This is a genomic window from Paenibacillus sp. NPDC056933, from assembly GCF_042674385.1.
Classification (GTDB): domain Bacteria; phylum Bacillota; class Bacilli; order Paenibacillales; family Paenibacillaceae; genus Paenibacillus.
This window is the reverse complement of the sequence record NZ_JBHUQN010000003.1, coordinates 883,321-899,782: the sequence shown is the minus strand read 5'-3', so window position 1 is coordinate 899,782 and position 16,462 is coordinate 883,321. Positions and strand designations below refer to the sequence as shown.

Annotated in this window: 12 protein-coding genes and 1 rRNA gene; 1 reads left to right on the top strand and 12 read right to left on the bottom strand. The window is 45.8% G+C overall.

The window, feature by feature from the left end; genetic code table 11:
- Positions 1 to 316: ribosomal RNA gene (locus ACFTRD_RS24045) — 16S ribosomal RNA — on the bottom strand; the annotation flags it as partial.
- Positions 317 to 1,013: 697 nt separating this feature from the next.
- Here ACFTRD_RS24045 and ACFTRD_RS24040 point away from each other — a divergent pair.
- On the top strand, positions 1,014 to 2,375 hold the full coding sequence (locus tag ACFTRD_RS24040) for a molybdopterin-dependent oxidoreductase (protein WP_379384415.1): 1,362 nt from the start codon (positions 1,014 to 1,016) through the stop codon (positions 2,373 to 2,375).
- Between the two features lie 142 nt (positions 2,376 to 2,517).
- Here the strand turns inward: ACFTRD_RS24040 and ligA are convergent, their stop codons facing one another.
- The 11 genes from ligA to ACFTRD_RS23985 all read right to left on the bottom strand — a co-directional run bounded on the left by ligA (position 2,518) and on the right by ACFTRD_RS23985 (position 16,453).
- Complete coding sequence (ligA, locus tag ACFTRD_RS24035; protein ID WP_379384413.1) at positions 2,518 to 4,536, bottom strand: NAD-dependent DNA ligase LigA; 2,019 nt, start codon at positions 4,534 to 4,536, stop codon at positions 2,518 to 2,520.
- A 260-nt stretch (positions 4,537 to 4,796) separates the two neighbouring features.
- Positions 4,797 to 7,157 carry a DNA helicase PcrA gene (pcrA, locus tag ACFTRD_RS24030; RefSeq protein WP_379384411.1) on the bottom strand — a complete coding sequence of 787 codons (2,361 nt, stop codon included), beginning with the start codon at positions 7,155 to 7,157 and terminating at the stop codon, positions 4,797 to 4,799.
- Positions 7,158 to 7,577: 420 nt separating this feature from the next.
- Positions 7,578 to 8,264 carry a heptaprenylglyceryl phosphate synthase gene (gene pcrB / locus ACFTRD_RS24025; RefSeq protein ID WP_379384469.1) on the bottom strand — a complete coding sequence of 229 codons (687 nt, stop codon included), beginning with the start codon at positions 8,262 to 8,264 and terminating at the stop codon, positions 7,578 to 7,580.
- Between the two features lie 291 nt (positions 8,265 to 8,555).
- Entirely contained in the window at positions 8,556 to 9,431 is an 876-nt protein-coding gene (locus ACFTRD_RS24020) for a phosphatidylinositol-specific phospholipase C/glycerophosphodiester phosphodiesterase family protein (RefSeq protein ID WP_379384409.1), read from the bottom strand.
- A 201-nt stretch (positions 9,432 to 9,632) separates the two neighbouring features.
- Positions 9,633 to 11,033: an undecaprenyl-phosphate glucose phosphotransferase gene (locus tag ACFTRD_RS24015; protein ID WP_379384407.1), complete on the bottom strand. Its 1,401-nt coding sequence runs from the start codon at positions 11,031 to 11,033 to the stop codon at positions 9,633 to 9,635.
- On the bottom strand, positions 11,030 to 11,962 hold the full coding sequence (locus ACFTRD_RS24010) for a glycosyltransferase family 2 protein (RefSeq protein WP_379384467.1): 933 nt from the start codon (positions 11,960 to 11,962) through the stop codon (positions 11,030 to 11,032). The genes ACFTRD_RS24015 and ACFTRD_RS24010 overlap by 4 nt, the downstream gene beginning before the upstream one ends.
- 213 nt (positions 11,963 to 12,175) lie before the next feature.
- Entirely contained in the window at positions 12,176 to 13,114 is a 939-nt protein-coding gene (locus tag ACFTRD_RS24005; RefSeq protein WP_379384405.1) for a glycosyltransferase family 2 protein, read from the bottom strand.
- A gap of 108 nt (positions 13,115 to 13,222) precedes the next feature.
- Positions 13,223 to 14,095, bottom strand: a complete 873-nt coding sequence (gene rfbD / locus ACFTRD_RS24000) for a dTDP-4-dehydrorhamnose reductase (RefSeq protein ID WP_379384403.1) — start codon at positions 14,093 to 14,095, stop codon at positions 13,223 to 13,225.
- The gene (gene rfbB, locus ACFTRD_RS23995; RefSeq protein ID WP_379384401.1) at positions 14,092 to 15,117 is read right to left on the bottom strand and encodes a dTDP-glucose 4,6-dehydratase; all 1,026 of its coding nucleotides are present in this window, start codon (positions 15,115 to 15,117) and stop codon (positions 14,092 to 14,094) included. The genes rfbD and rfbB overlap by 4 nt, the downstream gene beginning before the upstream one ends.
- Positions 15,118 to 15,136: 19 nt before the next feature.
- Complete coding sequence (gene rfbC, locus ACFTRD_RS23990) at positions 15,137 to 15,697, bottom strand: dTDP-4-dehydrorhamnose 3,5-epimerase (RefSeq protein WP_379384399.1); 561 nt, start codon at positions 15,695 to 15,697, stop codon at positions 15,137 to 15,139.
- Between the two features lie 12 nt (positions 15,698 to 15,709).
- Positions 15,710 to 16,453 (bottom strand): sugar phosphate nucleotidyltransferase, encoded by a 744-nt coding sequence (locus ACFTRD_RS23985; protein ID WP_379384397.1) that lies wholly within the window; start codon positions 16,451 to 16,453, stop codon positions 15,710 to 15,712.
- Positions 16,454 to 16,462: the final 9 nt, after the last annotated feature.

Sequence of the window (16,462 nt, the reverse complement as noted above, 5' to 3'; positions counted from 1 at the left end):
TCACCCTCTCAGGTCGGCTACGCATCGTCGCCTTGGTGAGCCGTTACCCCACCAACTAGCTAATGCGCCGCAGGCCCATCCCCAAGTGACAGATTGCTCCGTCTTTCCAGTTCTCTTCAGGCGAAGAAAACAACTATTCGGTATTAGCTACCGTTTCCGGTAGTTGTCCCAAACTTGAGGGCAGGTTGCCTACGTGTTACTCACCCGTCCGCCGCTAAGCATCCAGAAAGCAAGCTTTCTATCAACTCCGCTCGACTTGCATGTATTAGGCATGCCGCCAGCGTTCGTCCTGAGCCAGGATCAAACTCTCCAATAAAGTATTGAAAAGAGCGATTAGCTCATTTTGAATCTGACGATTCATTATGAATCAAAAGTTACTATCCATTTGTTCAGTTTTCAAGGAACTTGTTGTCCGTTTATGTTAATGCTTGTCAACCGGACAGGAATCTTATCTTATCATGTTGACTAACTAACTGTCAACTATTTATTTTCGTCAGCGTTCAAAGCGTTTCGACAATCATTCGTTTGAGGCGACAAGAAATAATATATCATGATCTAATTCATTTAGCAAGCACTTTTTAATAGCTTTTATATAAATGCTTTATAGTCCTCAACTCCCTCTAAGTCAGGATCCTCTCAAATACATCAATAGGCAGATTATATAGATTTAAAAGGACTTTCTCTAATTGCACACAGATACTTCTGCTTACTGAATACATAGATTCTGCACTAAAAAACAGATAGGCAAAGCTACATGTACGTAAATAGTATTAGATAGTTATTTAGATGATACTTATAATAAGAAGTGCTTCCCCCTCCCCTTTTGATGCAAGTGATCCAAACGCTCTATAATAAGGTATATATAAATAAGATAAGGAATGATACTTTCGTTCAGGTAGTCATTAACACCATCATCCTAAATGATAATGAATTCTAACCCCGTTCTCAAATCATAACCGGCTTCATTCATATCGAAGATGTATCGACGAATAACCTATATGGGGTGAATCTATATGAATCAATGGCTAAACAATATCCGAAGGGGTTATGGTAAAAAGCTCGTTTCCATTCATGCCTGGAATGCCTGGATTGTAGTCATCCTCGCGGTATCAGGCCTTATGTTGGTTGGTGGTTTCTGGCGTGAGTTACTCGGGATTGGACGCGTTTGGTTAAAGTGGCTGCATATTGTCGTCGGGCTAGCTATGCTAGCACCTGTGGTGTATTACTTACTTTTGGCCGGAAAGCACTGGAAACAACTTCGTAATAGGCCGTGGCAGAGAGCAAATACCATCGTTGTTCTTGCACTACTGGTAGGGTGGCTTTTATCAGGTATAGTGTTATGGCAATTTAAGCTCGCTGGGCCGAGATGGTCGAATGCCGCGCTTCTGGTTCATGATTTGCTGACTTGGGTGGGCCTGCCTTATATAATCTACCACTCCATTACGCGAACGAGATGGTTAAAAGATCCTGCACGCCGTGCAGTAAAAGCAACGACAGTTTTAGTAGAAAGTAGAAATATGGTGCATCCAACTGATGCTCCTGATGAAAATACGACGCCAGCAGCGGTCGTTTCTACCGAATCTATACGTACCATTACGGAAAGTCCTCTCCATCAAGCAGAGAAACCTCAACCCCTGTATACTCGGCGGGCATTTATCCGGTCTGCTGTAGGCGTGGGGCTAGCTGTGACTTTGGGGCCTACTTTTATATCATGGGTTGGACGGAACCTCAATATAGATAACAGTATTGATAGTATGCTGGAGAACGACCCCAATCACATGGTGCCCTTACCGCAAGCATTGCCTGCTTCTTCACCGCCGATGGGAGGCGGAGCCGAAGGTCATTTCCGTGTATATACGGTAACACCGATACCTTCCTTTTCCAATGCAAACTGGTCATTCCGGATTGATGGGCTTGTTGAACGGGCGCAAGTATGGAACTGGGAGCAGTTCGTTAAGCTTGCACGTACCGTTCAGGTCAGTGACTTTCACTGTGTTACAGGCTGGTCTGTATATAAAAATACTTGGGAAGGCATATCCCTTAAGCAATTATTGACCCAAGCCGGAGTGAAACCCGAAGCGCACAGTGTCAAGTTCTACTCCGGAGATGGTGTATATACGGATGCCATTACGATGGATCAGGCACAGATGGATGATATTATGGTAGCTGTCATGCATGATGGCAAACCGATCCCGGCAGATCTGGGCGGTCCGGTACGTTTGGTCATTCCCCAGATGTATGCCTATAAATCCGTTAAGTGGCTGAATCGCATTGAACTGATCGAGAGCGAACATATCGGCTACTGGGAAGAACGTGGATACGACAAAGATGCATGGCTCACTGGTGCGGCTCAGCGAATACCTAATTTAAGTTAATGCAAACATACAGTTATGTTTAAATATACGTGTAAACCAAAGACCCCCGTTCCACTTATTCGTGGTACAGGGGTCTTTTAAGTTATTTATTATTTGCTCAGGTAACACTGAGTTCTAACCTAGTCTGCTCCACATTCAGGATCTATCCCTGTTGATTCAAAAGACGTACAAGTTCGTCCTCATCTTCAATGGTAGGAATGCCGAGATCATGAGCTTTGGCCAGTTTAGAACCCGCCTTTTCTCCGGCAATAACGAGGTCTGTTTTTTTGGAGACACTGCCCGTCACCTTCGCTCCAAGCGCTTCCAGTCGTTGCGTTGCCTCTTCCCGCGTCAGTTGATGCAGCGTTCCGGTTAACACAACTGTTTTGCCACTGAAGAAGGAATCTTCCACAATCACTGCAGGTGCCTCAGGCGCCTGGGCTTTCACACCCAAATTCAGCATCTTCTCGATGGCTGCCTGCGTAAACGGATCTGCAAAGAAATTCACGATACTCTCGGCTACAATGCCACCTACGTCCGGAAGTTCAACAAGCTCCTCTACCGTAGCATTCATAATGGCATGCAGGTCACGGTAATGATCAGCCAGCATGCGTGTAGTTGATTTACCTGTATTCGGAATACCTAGTGAGTATAGGAATGAAGCAAGGTCACGATCCTTGCTCTGCTCTAGCGCAGCGAGAAGGTTGTTCGCTTTCTTTTCACCAAACCGCTCCAGCTTCACCAGATCATCAAATTGCAACGTATACAGGTCAGCAGGCTCACGCACGTTCAATTCATCGTACAGCTGAATCGCCGTTTTCTCGCTGAACGTCTCGATATCCATGGCATCACGGGAAGCAAAATGAGAAATCCGGGCTACGGTCTGCGGTTTGCACGCCAGCTTGTTGTTACAGAACAAATGCGCTCCCCGCTGTTCCAGCGGAAATCCACATGCCGGACATTGCTCAGGGAACACAATCTCCTCGCCATCACTCTCTTCCGTCACTTTACCCAGGATTTCAGGGATGACATCATTGGAACGACGGATAAAGACTCGTGTACCCAAGGCAAACTTCAGATTTTTCCGCTCAATGTCACCCACGTTATTCAATGTACAGTTCTGTACCGTTACCCCTGCTAACTCAACCGGTTCTACTCGAGCAAGTGGAGTCACTTTGCCGGTACGACCCACATTCCAGACAACAGAGTTCAGAACAGTCGTCGTCTCTTCCGCCTCAAACTTATAAGCCACTGCCCAGCGAGGGAATTTATCCGTGTAACCCAGTACCTCACGGGTGCGCATATCTGTGATTTTGATAACAGCTCCATCAATCAGATAGTCCAGTTGACCACGGCTCTCCTGGATCGCAGCCAATTGCTCCATCACATCATCAAACTCATGGAAATACGTAATGGATGGATTGACTTTGAACCGATTCTCACGGAGAAAATCCATCATCTCCTGATGATTGGCAAACTGAATATCATCTGAATAGCCTACATTATAGAAATAGGCGTTTAACCGCCGTTCAGCGGTAGTCTTTGGATTCAGATTGCGCAGTGCTCCTGCTGCGGCATTACGAGCATTTTTGAGCGGCTCTGCAGCCGTTTCATTATATCGGTCCAATACAGACAGGTTCATGATGCCTTCACCCTGAACTTCAATCGTACCGCCTGTATAAGGGATTTTGAGCGGGACAGACTTAATCGTTCTAACCTGAGCCAGAATGCCCTCGCCTACGGTTCCGTTCCCCCGTGTAGAGGCTTGAACCAACTCACCATTCGTATACGTTAGATTCAGGGTCAGACCGTCAAACTTCAATTCAATCACATAGCCAGGTTCGGGCAACGGATTGTCCGGATTTTTGGTGTTGTAATCATTGACCAGTTTGAGCACACGAGTATTCCAGTTCCGCAGCTGTTCAATGTTCTGGGCTTTGTCCAAGCTCCACAATGAGGATAAATGGCGATGCGGTGTAAAGCCTTTGAGCAGTTCACCACCCACACGCTGTGTCGGAGAGTCAGGTAAAACCATGCCACTCTCCTGTTCCAGCGTAACCAGCTCGTCGTACAGAAGGTCATACTCCTTGTCGCTGATCTGCGGCTGATCCATTGTATAGTACTGATAATTATGCTGGTTCAGCTCGGTAACGAGTTGCTCCATCCGGTGCATCGGGTCCATACAGGGCCATCCCTCCGTTATTATAATTTGGATCTATGTAGAACGAACACTCAAATTTGCACTTGAACTAAGATGGCAGATCAACTCTCCGATCGCTGTTATTCCCAAATTTCTTCAATTCGTTTTAAAGGGGGAAATTCGGGGATAAAGGCGAACGTATGCTTACGAAGCAGCTTTCCTTAGAAAAGCTTTTAGCTTCGCTTCTTCAAGTTATTTCTTCCCTCTTAGTTATTGTGCATTATTGAAGTTTCGTTCTTAATCTATTCCACTTTGGTAATTGGAGCAAAGCCTGCAAGCAGACGCTTTAAGCCAACCGGGGCCGGGAATGCGATCTGAAGCTCCGTGTCATTACCCGTGCCTTTCACCCCAACAATGGTACCTGTCCCCCATTTACCGTGTTGTACTTTATCTCCAGCTTTGAACCCTGCATCGCCATTAGAAGCTGCAGGCTTGGAAGCAGACGATGGCGTAGCATATGCTGGGCGGGAAGTACTTGTGGTCACACGCGAAGTTGGCGTGGATGAGGTAGCAGAGGAACCACTTCTGCTTTGTTGTTCGAAAAGCTTGGTTGCATTGCCGCCACCAAAGTTGCTCCCTCCACTAGCACCAAGCCCACGACCACCATAAGATCCACCTGCGCTGCTACCACGACGGTAGCGGTCACGAGCGATAGAAGTATCTTCTTTTAGCTCATCCGGAATTTCATCCAGAAAGCGTGAAGGCGGGTTCGCCGTTGTTCGTCCGAACAAGGTCCGCATCTGCGCGCAAGACAGGAAGAGTTGTTCTTCCGCACGCGTAATGCCCACGTAAGCCAGTCTGCGTTCTTCCTCCAGCTCTTCGTTGTCCATAAAGGCTCGGCTGTGCGGGAACACACCTTCCTCCATACCAACGATAAAAACAACGGGGAACTCCAGACCTTTGGCACTGTGCATCGTCATCAGGGTAATCGCGTCACTCTGATCCTCTTCATCATCGTTCATGCTGTCGATATCCGCAATCAGTGCCAGATCGGTCAGGAATGAAACGAGTGTTTTGTCTTCATTATTTTTCTCAAATTCCATCGTAACGGACAGGAACTCATCAATGTTTTCGAGCCGTGCACGGGATTCGAGCGTGTTTTCATTTTGCATCTCTAGTCGGTACTGACTCATCTCGAGAATCTTCTCGGTCAGTTCGGTTACAGACAAATACTCTACCATCTGGTGCAGCGCGGCAATCATGTCATAGAACTCCACCAACGCATTTCGCGTTCGACCGGCAAAACCAAGATCGTCCACGACCTGAAGCACACGGAATATGGAAATCCCCCGTTCTCCTGCCGCAGCTGCCAGTTTCGCTACCGTTGTATCACCAATGCTGCGTTTCGGTACATTAATGATCCGAGTCAGACTGATGTCATCGTCGGGGTTAGATAGCAGGCGCAGATATGCCAAGATGTCCTTGATCTCTTTACGATCATAGAACTTAATGCCTCCAACGATCTGATACGGAATATCAGACTTGATCAGAATTTCCTCTATAACCCGCGACTGAGCGTTCGTACGATACAGAATGGCGTGATTTTGATAGGATTTGCCGTTCTTCACATTTTTACTAATCTCGGAGGTAACAAAGTATCCCTCATCATGCTCGGAATCCGCACGGTATACCTTAATCTTCGAACCACCCTCCTTGTCCGTCCACAGCTTCTTCGGTTTACGTCCGGAGTTTAGGCCGATCACCTCATTGGCTGCATTCAGAATATTCGAAGTGGAACGATAGTTTTGCTCCAGCAAAATGGTCTGTGCTTCTGGATAATCTTTCTCAAAGTTCAAGATGTTACTGATATCCGCTCCCCGCCAGCGATAGATGGATTGGTCACTATCCCCTACGACGCAGATGCGGTGGTGACTGTCAGCGAGCATACGGCACAGCATGTACTGCGCACGGTTGGTATCCTGGTATTCATCCACGTGAATGTACTGGAATTTCTTTTGGTAAAAGTCGAGAACTTCCGGTACTTCTTTGAAAAGTTGAATGGTCGACATAATGAGGTCGTCGAAGTCAAGCGAATTGTTGGCTCTGAGCCGTTTCTGGTACATCTTATATACCTTCGCCACAATGCCTTCGAAATAGTCAGCAGCCTGCTTCTCATACTGCTCCGGACTGATTAATTCATTCTTCGCGGTGCTCATCATGGATTGAACGGCTTTTGGTTCAAATTTCTTGGTGTCGATGTTCTGGTCCTTCATACAACTACGAATGACAGATAATTGGTCAGATGAGTCCAAAATGCTGAAATTGGAGGTGAACCCAATGCGTTCAATGTCACGGCGCAAAATACGCACGCACATCGAGTGGAACGTCGATACCCAAATGTCACGCCCCTGAGAGCCGCCAACGAGCTGGGATACCCGGTCTTGCATCTCGCGTGCCGCTTTGTTCGTAAAGGTAATAGCCAGAATGCCCCACGGAGGTGCTTTCCGTGTTGCTATAAGATAGGCAATCCGGTGTGTGAGCACCCGGGTCTTGCCACTACCCGCTCCGGCCATAATCAGCAGCGGTCCATCCGTCGCCTCGACGGCTTGCCGCTGAGGGGTGTTAAGCCGTGCAACGGCATCATGTATATTTACAGGTTGCATGCATGCATGCTCCTTTCATTGGTTGATCGATAAAAGTCATACTAAGGTTACACTCGTCACTACGATGACAGAATAATCTTCTGATCGCTGTTATTCCCGGATTTTTCGATTCACTTTTTCAAAGGTGAAAATCCGGGAATAAAGGCGAACGCTCCGCTTCTCCAGCTTATTTCTGTCCTCTTCGTTCTCGTGTAAAAATTAGTTTAGCTTATATTTGTAAGGTAGTTGAGATTACAAATAAACTGCAATTACTATCTTTCAGTTGTTGAAAGAGAGAACACTTCGTTTCTTCAGATTGGTTCTGCCCTCTCCGTTATTGTGTAAACGTAATTGTGCTTAATATAACTTTTTAATTAGTAGTGCAAAGTTCTATTTTAACAGATCAAAAGGGAAAAATGGGGGAATGGTAAACTAAACCGATTAAACGCATTGTTTCACAGCTTGGACCGTCTCCAGCGCCTTGTGTAAATCAATATACACAATGTTGCCAACCACAACGGTGTCTGCGACCTGGGCAGCTTGTCCAGCTTTCTCCGGAGTATCAATCCCGCCGCCGTAAATGAGGTGCGCTCGCTCCAGTTGTCTGTGCGTCTCTCCAACCAGCTCCATGTCTCCAAACGTTCCGCTGTACTCCATGTATACGATTGGCAGGTTAAGCAGTCGTTCCGCAGCCTGGGCGTAAGCAACCGCAGCCTCCGTCGTCAATTCCGTATCCGCCCCGGTCATTCGGGCAACGGTGGAGTCGGCATGGAGGACAATATATCCTTCAGCAATAAGCAGATCCCATGGGATAAGATAACCGTAACGTTCAATGGCTTGCTGATGCTGTCCAATCATCCATTTGCTATCCGTTGCATTCAGTACCATCGGGATCAGATATCCGTCAAAACCAGGGACTACCGCCTCCAGATCGGATACTTCAAGCACACAGGGCAACTCGTAGCGACGTACTCGGGACATCAGGTCCACTGTGTTGTCATAGGTAATTCCCGAAGATCCGCCTACAATAATGGCATCGGTTCCCGACATGCACACCAGATCCAATGCTTCATCTGTTATTTCCTTGTCCGGGTCGAGCTTAAATACATGTCTCCACTGCTTAATCATGTCTATCAACGAACATTCCTCCAGAGGTTCTTCTGCATCCTAAAAAGCTTGTAAACTCAGTCTAAGTCAGCAGGGAGTGAGTGTCAATGTTCGTATAAAAAGGGGAACAAAAAATCACAGACTTTCCTCTGGAATTGCAGGAGAAGCCTGTAATTTTAAAAGTAAGGATGTTGATGTTGAGAACTTTAAATCAGGCACTATATGCCAGTGCGAAGTTCAAAAACATATCATGGGTAGAGCACAACAGGCTTTCGCAACAGTTAACAACCCATATATTTACATTTTAATATCTTAAGGCTTCCAAGCAAATCGCGTATTCATCTCATCCAGTTCCTGCTCGGTCAATACATCCGAATACACGCCGTACACACCCCATTTCTCATAGTTCGCTACCTGGTCAGTGTCATTAATGGTATGCACGTAGGTGACGGCTCCTGCCTGCTTCAGCTTGGCAACGAAATTCTGGTTCACTTTATATTCCGGCATGGTTACGGCATCAATGTCATTCTTTTGCACAAAATCAACGACCTGAGCTTCTGTATCCTGAGTCGCATAGAGCGTATAAATAATAGAAGGAAACGCGTAGACTTCTTTCACGGTTTCGAGCATCGGCTCGTCATAGATCTGAACGACAACACGATTAAGGACTGCCGGATCGTGTTTCTTGGCTGCGTCCACCAGTGATCTCAGTACCTGCTGAATATCTTCGTCCTTCTGTTCTTTGGTATCGGTCACGATATACATATCGGGGTACTTGGCCAATACATCCACAATGCCGGCGGCATCCATGGGTTGGTACATGCCCAGAATGGGCGTATTCATAAATTCATCATGTGTCAGCGCCCCTGCCTGCTTGTCTTCAGGTAACTCCTCATCCTGTCCCAGCATTTTGCTCATGTTGGCGGTCCATTCATGTCTGGCTACCGCTATACGATCCGAGGTCAGCATAAAGTCGATCTCAAACACACGTGTACCCTTCTCATAATTGGCAATCATCGCCTCATAGGCATTGGTGTAAGGCTGCTCACGGATACTGCCCATGGCATGGGCAATCAGTCGATAGGCCGTAAATCCGTCGTGCTGCTCCTCACTCTGACTTTCATAGGCAAAAAAGAGTGTGCCCACAGTTACGATGAGTAGTGTAATGACGGCCGCAATTCGTTTCATATGGCGTTCACATCCTTAGTAAGGGTGGTAGAGAAGAAAAAGAGTATGATAATCATGATATGACGAAGCATGTGCGGTATTTCCTTTTTGATAGCTAACTACCCTGATTGGAGAGGTGTAAAACAAAAAGCCGCCCGAAGGCGGCTGTTAAATCTAGGGATGATTTGTTACTCACAATGGTGACAATCTAGCGTTTCAAACCTAATAAGCATTCTTGAGGCCATTTCGAATGGTTTCCCATATAATTTTGATATCAAATAATAAAGACCAGTTTTCAATATAAAAGATATCCTGTTCAATCCGATCCTCGATCGACGTATCTCCTCGTAGTCCTTTACTTTGCGCCAATCCGGTAATTCCTGGGCGAACGTGGTGTTTAATCATATACTTCGGAATTTCATCCCGGAATTGATTCACGTAGTAAGGACGTTCTGGCCTAGGGCCAACCACGCTCATATGACCAAGCAAGACATTGAAAAATTGAGGCAGCTCATCCAGACTTGTACGTCTGATAAAAGTACCAAATGTGGTTCGTCGTGGATCATTCTTAGTTGACCACCCCGTGTCAAATGTACCTTCAGGAATGACTTTCATGGAGCGGAATTTATACATCATGAAGTTGCGACGATTGAGTCCAACACGCTCTTGCTTAAAGATGATCGGACCAGCAGAGGTCAGTCGTACCCCCAGTGCAACGATGGCCATTACTGGGGAAGTCAGTATTATCGCAGCTAACGAAAAAACGATGTCGAACGCCCGCTTCATCAGTCTGTTCACCGCAATATCCAGCGGGATATCACGCACATTAATCATTGGCATACCAGCGAAGTTGTCAAAATGAGGACGGGCCGGTAAATAATCAAAGAAGTCTGGGATGATTAGCGTCCGCACTCCCGCCTTCTCACAGACATTAATAATGTGCGAGTACTTATCGTGAGCATCCAAAGGCAGCGCCAAAATGACTTCGTCTATGAACTGGTTGGACAAAAACTCTTCCAGTTGGTCAATACGACCGAGGATTGGTTTGTATCTCTTTTGTTCCACTTGGTCCCAATGGCGGTAATCATCTAGAAATCCCGTGACTTCATATCCCAGTTCTGGATAACTTTTGAGGTTGTCGTAGAAACGCTTGCCTAAAGAACCTGCACCAAGGATCAGAACGAACTGGCGGTTAAATCCTTTTTTACGCAATCGTTTCAGTTGTAATTTCACAACATAGCGATAGAACAGTGTGAATGATACATTGCCAATCATGTACATGGCGAGATACGCACGAGAGATGTTTACTTCTTTGAAAAAGAACATCAGGCTCAGCAACATGAAAAAGGCCACGCCATGAGATTGAACAATTCTCCAAAGTTCGTCTGCAAAACGCTTTTTGCGCTTGGGCGTATATAGAGAGGACATCATGCCAACGACGATCGCAAGAACTCCGTAAACCAGACTCCATAACATGTATTTCTCTATAGGCAAGGGGCTCTGGTGTGTTAACAGATCACTTTCAAATTTCAGCCACCAGGCCAGCAGGAACGAAAGCTGGATCACGCCAAAGTCAGCCGCAATATACAGTTGGGTTAAAAATCGCTGATTACGCCGAATCATGGGTTCACCTCGGAAGATACTTCATTCTCCGCTCTCATGCGGGTTACAGTCTGCCCTGGGCGGACAGGAGGAGACAGCTTGCTGCGCAGCAGGGACAACGTAAACTTGAGCGAGATGCCCATCCACACGGCTGCATTCGTGAAAGGATTGTATTTCTTGGCGTAGTGCTTGCGGTGGAACACCCACATCGCTCTATGAAACTCATACGTAATTTTCAAAGGTTTGCGTCGGGCACTGCCACCCTTGTAGTGCACAATATATGTACGCGGATAATAAAAAATGCCCCAACCCGCCTCTTTGATGCGATAACACCAGTCGATATCTTCTCCGTACATAAAAAACGTCTCATCCAACCCACCAACCTGCTCAATCGTCTCACGACGTACCAGCATGAACGCACCAACAAGACAGTCTACCGGATATTCATCATCCGGGCTGAGATGTCCCAATTGGTACTGATTGAACTTCGGCTGATCCCGGAAGAGGCGAGAAATACCGAATGCGTAATAAAAGGATGCCGATGGCGTAGGAAATCCACGCTTGCATGCTTTATCCAGTGAGCCATCCGGGAGAATGACTTTACAGCCAGAGGCTCCCATTTCAGGATGGCGGTCCATGAAGGAGATCATGGTATGGAGGGTGTCCGGATGTACGATGGTATCGGAGTTCAGCAGTAAAATGTAGCGCCCCTTGGTTACCTTCATGCCTTGATTGTTCGCTTTAGCGAACCCTGTATTATCACGGTTAACAATAAGTTGGACTTGAGGATATGCCTTTCGGACCGCTTGCACAGAATCATCTCGTGAAGCGTTGTCCACAACGATGATTTCGTAGCTGTATGACGTGATGGAGGCATAGACGGATTCCAGGCAATCCAGTGTCAGCTGACGAGTATTGTAGTTAACGATGATGATGCTGACGTCGACCATTTGAGATGCTTCTGTTGATTGTAAACCGTCCGTCTGGGCGGCTTCTGATACTTGGGTCATTTGTAAAACTCCTGACTTGTAGTGCTTTATATAATAAATCGATCTTGAATTAATAAAATAGAATATGATGATAAACCTAGCATGGCTATCACCCACTTAACGTGAGTATAGCATATTTTGGATGGAGGAAGCAGAACGCAATGCATACATTTTTTAGAGTTTGCCTGTAATAATAACAAATTTCAGAACAATATTATCCAGAAAGGACTGTCTGTAAAAGGGTGTCTTAAACGCATACCAGGTTCTATCAATAACACTTTTTTCTAAGCAATGAAGCAAGCTTCTTATTTCTTCAATTTGTGTATGTGTTAGGGATTCTTCATACATAGCAAGAAATAACCTGGCCTGACTACTTAAAATATAATGGTTGTTCCCGTTCACGAATCGATTCAAACGCTTACGCCATTTCTGAATCCATCCGTCACGCCCCCCACCAAGTACATTACCTTGATGCTGCCGATACTTTATACCTGGTTGTCCATCAAAGAGCACTTCACCGAATGTAGAAACATACAGATAAATCCACCAATCGTGCATAATCACCTGATTTACTTCGGACGGCAAACTGGCTTTGACTTGGTTAAACGTAATGTTATTCATAACCATCGTACACCCAACACACGAATTTTCCACTAATGCATTGTGTAGTTCAAGTGGTTTTTGAGGAACCTTAGGCCATACACCAATAGCGTTTAAGTGCTGGTCCACCATCTGCGTTGAAGAACAATAGAGTAATGGAATTGCTGCACTTCTGGTCTGAAGTAATGTAACTGCTCGAATAAGCTTATCTTGTTCCCACACATCATCCTGATCGCAAAAAGCGTAATAGTCAAACGTGGATGGTGAAGAACCCATCAATTCAAAGAAACTGCGAATGACCCCCAGATTCTGCTCCGAACGAATATGAATCCGGTCCGGGTATGCTTCTATATATGGTCTCAACTTCTCTATTGTACCGTCTGTAGAACCGTCGTCTCTTATATAGATTTGAGTCTCCACATTTACTTGGGCCATCAAGCTGTCCATCTGCTCATTGATATAGTGCTCACCATTGTAGGTGGACATCATAATTAATACCTTGGGTTGTTTCACATCGCACCTCATTGTTAAATAGGGTTAAGTCTTTCTCCTAATAGAGATTTTCTCTATTATAAACGAAATCTCCCGCTCATAAGTTACTGGGCGGGAGATCTAAAATACTCAATTCTGCTCTATGTGTATTTCTTTCAAGAAATCGCGCAATCCTTCTCGCCAAGGTCTAAGGTCTTTTAAACGATTGGTACGGATTGACAGATGCTCCATCACTGAGTTTTGTGGGCGCGGGGCAGGACGAGGAAACTGATCTGTAGCACAAGGATCAACTTCAGCTTGAATATGGAAACCAGGTAATAACTGAGCCTCTTCAAAAATTGCTTGAGTGAACTCATACCATGTACATGCCCCACTGTTGGAAGCGTGGTAGACGCCGTATTTTTCAGTACTCATTAATTCAAGCAAAAAATGGGCCAAATCAACTGTATACGTAGGTGACCCCTTCTGGTCGTGTACAACTTGAAGCTTGGGTTTCTCCTGACCAAGTTTCAACATGGTTTTAACAAAATTATTTCCGTAAACGCCATACACCCACGAAGTGCGGACAATAAACCATCGTGAAGATAACGATTGTACCAGCACCTCTCCGGCGCGCTTGGATTTGCCATAGATACTTTGCGGATTGGTGTTATCATATTCCTGGTAAGGTACTTCGGAGGTACCGTCGAATACATAATCCGTACTGATATAGATGAGCTTGGCTCCAGTCTGCTCAGCAGCTACCGCAATATTTCGGGTCCCTGTGGCATTGACTTGATATGCTCCGTCTACATCCGTCTCGGCGGCATCCACTGCGGTGTAAGCCGCACAATGAATGATCACCTCTGGATGATAAGACGATATAACATCGTTGCATTGAAGCTGATCCGTAATGTCCAATTGTTCGCGATCACAAGCCAGAACGTCATGCCCCTCTTTTTCCAATAGTAATACCATATCCCGTCCCAGCTGTCCATTGGCACCAGTCACAAGCACCTTCATGCCTTGGCGTCTCCCAAACGAGAACCGTATTGCTTCACATAGTAATCCTGATAAGCTCCTGATTGAATACGCGTCCACCATTCTTTGTTATCGAGATACCACTGGATGGTTTCCTTGATTCCCGTCTCAAAGTTATGCTTGGGCTTCCAGCCGAGTTCGGTCATCGTCTTGGTTGGGTCGATACCATATCTGCGATCATGTCCAGGTCGATCCTGCACATACGTGATCAAAGAATCCGGCTTGGCGAGTTGCTCCAGAATGGTTTTCACGATGTGCACGTTAGTTCGTTCGTTATTGCCACCAATATTGTACACCTCGCCATTGCGTCCCTGGTGAATGACCAGATCAATCGCACTGCAGTGATCCTCTACATACAGCCAATCCCGAATGTTCAGCCCGTCTCCGTATACGGGTAGAGCCTCATCATTCAACGCACGTGAGATCATGAGTGGAATAAGTTTCTCCGGGAACTGGAATGGTCCGTAGTTGTTGGAACAGCGTGTAATATTTACAGGAAGACCAAAGGTTTCGTGATAAGCACGTACCAGCAGATCCCCTCCTGCCTTGGAGGCAGAGTATGGGCTATTGGGCTGAAGTGGTGTCTCTTCTGTAAACAATCCTGTAGGTCCAAGAGAACCGTACACCTCATCCGTTGAAACTTGAACAAACTTGGTCACATTATGCTTCTTGGAAGCATCAAGTAATACCTGAGTACCATTGACGTTCGTTCTCACAAACACATCCGGTTCCAGGATACTGCGATCCACATGCGATTCAGCAGCAAAATTAACGACCACATCCACGCCCTGACCGATCAGGCGGTCCATCTCCTTCGCGTCAGTGATATCTGCTTTGACAAAGGTATGCCTTTTGTTGCCTTCAAGCGACTTCAAGTTCTCCAGATTGCCCGCATACGTGAGGGCATCTACGTTGATAATCTCATAGTCTGGGTACTGCTCAAGCATATACATTACAAAGTTACTTCCAATAAATCCGGCTCCGCCGGTAACGAGCAGTTTCATATATGTGGAAACCTCCTAATTACTTCACTTCAAAATTGAAATTGATCTCCGCGTCCTTCAGTAGCGGGTGCCTTTGGTCCTTATCTGATAAGATCGGATTTGATGTAGGCCAATCAATACCAAGCGCCGGGTCACTCCATAATATGCCTCGATCGTTCTCCGGGGAATAGTATTCGTCTACTTTGTACAAGACTTGGGTGTTCGGGACCAACGTACAGAAGCCGTGTGCGAATCCTTTAGGTACCAGCAGCTGACGGTGATTGTGCTCACTTAGGATGAAGCCCTCCCATTCACCAAAGGTCGGCGATCCTTTACGGATGTCTACGATGACATCATAAATAGCACCGGATAGAACCCGAATCAGCTTCGTTTGAGCTTTAGGATTGAGCTGGTAGTGCAGGCCACGAAGTACGCCAGTCTGTGTGGATAGAGATTGATTATCTTGAACGAACGCATGCTTAATTCCTTTTTCTAATAAAACAGATTCATTATAACTTTCAACGAAAAAACCTCTATGATCACCATGAACCACTGGCTCAATCAAGCTTGCGCCTTGCAATTTTAAAGGGGTTATTTTCATCTCCATACCCTCCTACAATTTCAACTTGCCGAATTCTTCTCCGAAAGCAATATCTTTAGCCAATTCATTAGCACGTGCTAATGAAGGATGCGTACCTGCATCAGTCCACCAGCCTTGGAGAATATCAAAAGACAATTGTTCTCTTTCAATATATGCATTGTTAACGTCTGTGATTTCTAATTCTCCTCTGTCGGATGGCTTCAATGTTTTTACAATCTCGAATACGGTATGATCAAACATGTAAATTCCAGTTACCGCGAAATTACTCTTAGGAGCTTTAGGTTTTTCTTCAATTGATAGAATACGAGAACCATCAATTTCGGGAACACCAAATCGAGTTGGGTCATGAACTTCTTGGATAAGAATTTTTGCACCAGCAGATTGAGTTTTGAAGTTTTTAACAAAAGGTGAAATATCATCTTCAAACACATTGTCTCCTAGAATGACCACCATCTGATCAGTTCCGACAAAATGTTCAGCAAGATCCAACGCCTGAGCTATACCACCAGCTTCGTCTTGGACCTTGTATGTAAAACTAACCCCCATGTCACTTCCGCTACCGAGCAGGTTAACCACATCACCCATGTGATCTTTACCTGTTACAATGAGGATGTCTTCAATTCCTGACTGTTTGAGTTTATAGACCGAGTGAAAGATCATTGGGTACTTCCCTACGGGAAGAAGATGTTTGTTGGTGACTTTGGTAAGTGGATACAAACGCGAGCCTGTTCCACCAGCTAAAATAATGCCCTTCATAAATAGTTA